Below are 5,673 nucleotides of genomic sequence, written 5' to 3'. Positions count from 1 at the left end.
GATTTGCCATAAGTCCTGCACAGGAAGCATCTGCCTTTACAGAAAGCACAGCCGGAAAATCGAAAGCTCCGCTTCTTCCAAGATGGAAACCGAAATCATTCTGGTTTGTGGAAATCAGGCTGTATAATGCTGCCGGGATATATTCTTCTGTATTTGTAACAGAAAGATCGGTATCTGCAGGTGTTTCTGCTGTAATGGAAGTACCATTGATCTTCCAGATGAAACCATTCTCCATATCGAGATTCAGGGAAATATCCTTGCCTTTTATTTCGGATAAAACAGTGGCAGGAAGTGTCTCAGCCCCATTCATGATAATGGAGATGGTATCTTTTTCTTGGGAAGCCTTGATCAGATCATTGACAGCATCCCAGCCTTTCTTCTGGAAACTTCCCTCAATATAAGGTTCCCCATCACCAAGTTTTCCGAGGGTTTTTGTATCCTGATGTTTGCAACGCTTACAGGTGTAAGTTATGATTCCGTCAGTTTCGGCAGTTGGTTCTGTAGTGATAACACCGTTATCATAGTCATGTCCGTATGCGGAAATTGTATAACCATAGGAAAGTGTTTCATTACAGTCTGTGCAGTAGGTATCTCCACTGTATCCGCTGGAAGTGCAGGATGGAGAGGAGTAGTAACGTTCTGCGGTATGTGGGTGTGTACATGCTTTTCTGGTGATTTTAAATACAACCCATGTTTCTTCATAATTATTTGCGTCTTCGCCAGTGTAAACTGCTGTAGCGGAAACTTCTTTTCCTACAGGTAATTCTTTAGAAATATCGGAACCGCTCCATTTCCAGTCATCATTAAAAAGGCCTTTAACATCTTCGACTTTCTTACATAACCATGAAACATATGTAGGATCGGTATCGGTTGGCTTGCTTGAAGGTGCTTGTGCTTTTGAAATGACAAATTCCCATTCTGGTGCAGATATACTATCGACTGATTTGTAGTAGTCACCTTCATTCACATCAATCTTAAAAGTATAAGTACCTGCATCTGTGGGGCTGTCTGCGAGTGGAGTTTTATCTCCTTTTTTAAAATACGTTACTTTAGTAATTTTACCATGACCGGTGACATCATCTTTCCATTTAATATATTTACTAATATCAACATGGGTATCTTTAGTATATGTAAAATTGGGCTGCGTATAATCAAATTGGTCAGCGGTAGGAGTTGTTTGGATACGTACAAATTGGTTTTTTGCCTGATCGAAAGAATACTGCCTTTTTTCGGTTCCAACAGTTACATCATAAGCGTCATTATTTTCTTTTTCAGTTAACCAGACGTACAGATTACCGTCTTTTGTAGAATCAGGAAAAATATGATAACTTGGCTTCCAGGATTCACTATCTATCGTTACTGGTAAAAAATATTCATTTTTAATAATACAACAATAAACATTTGTTGAGTTGCCATTATGGGGGGTACAATTAATGCCTGGCATACGATCAGAATATGCCTTTACGGATCCACCACTAATGCCAATGTTGCTACAGGTGCCACCGGCAGAACCAATTCCGGCACCATTCGTAGAACTAGCAGTTACAGAACTACTATTAATGGTAATATCACTGACACTGTCAGCGCCGTAACCGCCGCCACCAATTCCGGCACCATTCGTAGAACTAGCAGTTACAGAACTACTATTAATGGTAATATCACTGACACTGTCAGCGCCGTAACCGCCGCCACCAATTCCGGCACCATTCGTAGAACTAGCAGTTACAGAACTACTATTAATGGTAATACCACTGACACTGCTAGCGCCGTAACCGCCGCCACCAATTCCGGCACCATCCGTAGAACTAGCAGTTACAGAACTACTATTAATGATAATATCACTGACACTGCCAGCGCGTTGCTTGCTGCCACCAATTCCAGCACCATACTTAGAACTAGCAATTACAGAACAACTATCAATAATAATATTACTGCAAGAGACGGAGCCGTAAAAGCCGCCACCAATTCCGGCGCTATCCCCATCGATACTACGAGCATTTAAGATTCCTGCAGTAGCATCTGAATTATTGGTTTTTATTATAAGCCGAGCTTTGTTATCTTTCTGTAAACCGGCATAATAGTTATTCTTTGTTATAAGACTATTTGTGCCTGTTAAATGGATAGTGACTGTAGCTTCAACATTAAGATTTATTCGCAGTGCCGGACCAGCAGATGTATTGATATTTACTTTATTAAGATAAATGTTGATGCTGTCTTTCGCTGAAATTTTCTTTCCATCAACCACAATTCTATTTCCTGTTTCCCGGCTACATGTGAATTTGTAATCTCCTGCCGAACTTATAGTATAAACTCCGTTCATAACCTTATCGTTATCAGCTAAATCAATTTCTCCAGCTTGTTCATTTTCCGCAGCAGCCATTGCCTCATCGGGGGCATCATTAAATTCAGGAACCTCTTCTGAACTGAATACAGACAGTTCCTCATCTGTCTCTCCTACAGCTTCCTGCTCTTCATTGGTAAAAATCTCCGGAGTTTCTTCCTCAGACACTACATCTGGATTTCCGGAAGTAAATTCCTCCGCAAATATGGTCTGAAGGGGCATATTTGTAGAACACAGTGCAAGTGCCAGCATCCCGGCTAATAATTTTTTCCTCATACTTTTCACCTTTTCCTTTCTTTATACATGATTTTCTGCATCCTGACTCTTTTGTCCTTTTTTTCTGAATTTGATACATAATGCGGTAATCACGACTGCCACAGTAAAGGAAATGACAGCCACCAACACATAACCGCCCGCGTCCTCATGCAGCAGGATTGCGCCGTACATTCCCGTGATGTCTATTGGCTGGCTGTGCATTATCCCCATTGTTCCAACGAGAGACAGGAATAACAGGGTACACAGAACAGACAGCCGGCAGACTGTGCGCCGCTCCTGGCGGCGGTGGTATTCATGCATTCGCTTTTTTACCAATTCGATACGCTTTTCTGTATCGTACATATCTTCCAACCTCCTTTCACAAAAAAGTCCTAAAAAGTCCTTTCACTTATATAGGTACAAAAAAAGTGAAAAACTCTCACCTGAAAATTAAATTTTTTCAAAAAAATTTGAGAGCTGCCGAAACAGCTCCCAAAAGAGGAAAAAACAGGTTATATTATTGTATCAAACTGCGGAAGATCAGTTTTCCCGCTGCCAGGATCAGTACAGGCAGCAGATAAGCAATATACTGTGCTGCACCACCATAGGCGATCAGAAGATTATAAATTGCATGAAAGGTGATTGCTGCGCCCAGCAGACCGCAGGTTCCGGCAATCTTCAGCCATGTTCTCTGCCACACATATGCAAGACCACCGCCGACAATAGCTCCACAGATCACATGCATGGCTCCAGTCCCAATACCACGGAAGAAAATAAAAGAAAAATGTCCGGCTCCGTTTTGGATCAGATAGCAGATGTTTTCAAATGTGGCAAAGGAAAGAGCTATAACTACGGCGGTATTTTTAATCTGCTCTCTTTTCGGCTCAAATATCAGCAGATAAAAGAGCAATGGCAGAAGTTTCATCACTTCCTCCACCACCGGGGCGATCTCTGTGGTAGCTGCAAAGGTGTCCGCTTTATAAAGTGCAGCGAAAAAGGTGTTGATGTATGCGGAAAGTAGACAGACACCCATCCCGGCAAAGCAGAACAGAAAGAATTTTCTCTGCCGCTTTCCCATACACAGAGCAGCGATCAGCAGGGGCGAGGCCATGCAAAGAAATACGTTTTCAATATATGTCATACCTGCACCGCCTTTCCTGTGGCTGGCAGCAGTGCAAACAGGCAGCCTGTAAGCAGGAGATCAAGCCAGCAATAGGGAGCGGAAATGGAATAACCCGGCCACAGACAGCCGGAGATCCAAAGAGCATACTCCACCGCCACATAGCACAGCACCCCAATGTGAAAATACCGCATCTTACACGCTGTTCCTGTCTGTATCTGCGCATAAGCAAGACCCCGGATAGAATGATAAGAAACAACAATCATCATGCCACACCAGAGCAGATTGGAAAGAATATCTCCAAAGGTGCAGTAAAACGCACAAAGCGGAATGCCGATCAGAGGAGCTATCAGAGATTTCCGTGTCGAAAAGTCTCTTTCCTCCGCAGAGGAAAGGGTGTATTGCAGAAGATAAAGGAAAATCACGCTGGCTACCCAGCCAAACTCTGACACATAAAAGACCTGCGGTGTTTCAGAAAACAGAAGCAGATACAGCGTCCAGTAAAGAGAGCCAAGGGCAAAGCAGCCGTAAAAGCAGGTCAGCAGGAAATATGTCTGTTTTCGATCTTTCAGATACCGAATACCACTCATGCAAAAGCCCAACAGGGTAACAGCGAATTGAAAAAGGTTACTGATCAGCTCCATCCCCATTGTCCTCCTTTTGTTTCTCCGTCTGCTCCTCTTTGTTCAGCTGATGGATGCGAAAACACAGAATAGTCACGCACGCGCCGAGGATAAAAGCCAGCAGTCCGATCACCATATATCCCAATGCGGTGCTGCCGCCCAAAATTGTTGCCGCAGTTTCAAAGCCTGAAGAAGTACCGGGTTCGATCTGTCCGACAATACCGGGCATGGCAAATGAAAACCCAACGATTACTGCAAAACATGCCGCTATACAGACAGCAGAGACAATCCGTCTGCGCCGCATTCTCTGCTGTTGTTCTTTTTTTGCAATACGCCGTTTTATCTCTGCAATCCGTTCCTCATTTTTCAGCATTTGCAATACCCTCCCGTTTCAATAATCCGCGTAAACGTTCTTTTCCCCGATACACCATATTTGTGATCTGCTTTACACTTTTCCCCATGACCTTAGCTGCCTGTTGATAGCTCATGCCCTCAAAATAGGTCAGATAAAGAGCCTCCCTATAATCTGGATTTAACTCGTCCATGCAGAGATGCAGGATCTGATTCCGTTCTTTTGTGCGGACGATCTCCTCCACCAGCGTTTGTGCCTCCGGTTCTCTGGCCAGGTCGTCAAGACTGAAGAAAATCCGCCGTCTGCTTTTGTGGCGCAAAGCCATGTGCCGTGCTGCTTTATAGAGGTAAGCCTTAAAACATCCATCCCGGATGCGGGGCTTTTTCGTAAACAACCAGGAAAAGGTTTCCATCATTAAATCCTCCGCTTCATGGACGTCATGCAGATAACCATCGATGTATAAGGTCAGCGGGTCGCCGTATTTTTTTATTAATAGTTCAAGTCCTGTCTCATCACCGCACAGATATTGCCCATAAAGTTCTTCATCAGTGACCATATCGTTCTTCCTTTCCAAGTATTACTCCTCTATTGTCAGATGAAAGCTCCAGGTTCGTGAATCATTTTTGTCTGCGAAGACATACAACATGTCAGGAGAAATCCCTGACAAAAAAATAACCAGAGCCTAAGCTCTGGTTAAATTCTCACTATTTTTTAGCAGCCAGTACGGGAATCGAACCCGTGTTTTCGCCGTGAGAGGGCGACGTCTTAACCCCTTGACCAACTGGCCATTTACTTGTCTGTCGTTCGCTCTTCGCTGTCGACTCATTTAATATACACCATCTTTTTCTAAAATGCAAGTACTTTTTTAAAAAAATTTCAATTTTTTTATTTTTCTCGAATTTTTCGTTCAAAAACCCTGTATTTACGCAATGTCATTAACTTAAAAGCAGAAGATATTTATTCCTAAAAGGATTAGATATCT

At 43.1% G+C, this 5,673-nt stretch carries 6 protein-coding genes and 1 tRNA gene; all 7 read right to left on the bottom strand.

Annotated features, from left to right (window positions below; genetic code table 11):
- The coding region (locus LI074_RS16485; RefSeq protein ID WP_265107683.1) for a hypothetical protein at positions 1-2,617 on the bottom strand (2,617 nt) is incomplete at its 3' end.
- A gap of 21 nt (positions 2,618-2,638) precedes the next feature.
- Positions 2,639-2,959, bottom strand: coding sequence for a hypothetical protein (locus LI074_RS16480; protein ID WP_173698430.1), 321 nt, complete (start codon positions 2,957-2,959; stop codon positions 2,639-2,641).
- Positions 2,960-3,113: 154 nt separating this feature from the next.
- Positions 3,114-3,737, bottom strand: a complete 624-nt coding sequence (locus LI074_RS16475; RefSeq protein WP_173698429.1) for a PrsW family glutamic-type intramembrane protease — start codon at positions 3,735-3,737, stop codon at positions 3,114-3,116.
- Positions 3,734-4,360: a histidine kinase gene (locus tag LI074_RS16470; RefSeq protein ID WP_173698428.1), complete on the bottom strand. Its 627-nt coding sequence runs from the start codon at positions 4,358-4,360 to the stop codon at positions 3,734-3,736. The genes LI074_RS16475 and LI074_RS16470 overlap by 4 nt, the downstream gene beginning before the upstream one ends.
- Positions 4,344-4,712, bottom strand: coding sequence for a DUF4179 domain-containing protein (locus LI074_RS16465; RefSeq protein WP_173698427.1), 369 nt, complete (start codon positions 4,710-4,712; stop codon positions 4,344-4,346). Before LI074_RS16465 ends, LI074_RS16470 begins: the two co-directional genes overlap by 17 nt.
- Positions 4,699-5,265 carry an RNA polymerase sigma factor gene (locus tag LI074_RS16460; RefSeq protein WP_226839674.1) on the bottom strand — a complete coding sequence of 189 codons (567 nt, stop codon included), beginning with the start codon at positions 5,263-5,265 and terminating at the stop codon, positions 4,699-4,701. Before LI074_RS16460 ends, LI074_RS16465 begins: the two co-directional genes overlap by 14 nt.
- A gap of 141 nt (positions 5,266-5,406) precedes the next feature.
- Positions 5,407-5,478, bottom strand: a tRNA-Glu gene (locus LI074_RS16455).
- Positions 5,479-5,673: the final 195 nt, after the last annotated feature.

Origin of the sequence: Blautia sp. MSK18_10, assembly GCF_020553185.1 — a bacterium.
Taxonomy (GTDB): domain Bacteria; phylum Bacillota; class Clostridia; order Lachnospirales; family Lachnospiraceae; genus Blautia_A; species Blautia_A wexlerae.
Note: the sequence above shows the minus strand (reverse complement) of the source record. Positions and strands in the feature narration are given on the sequence as shown.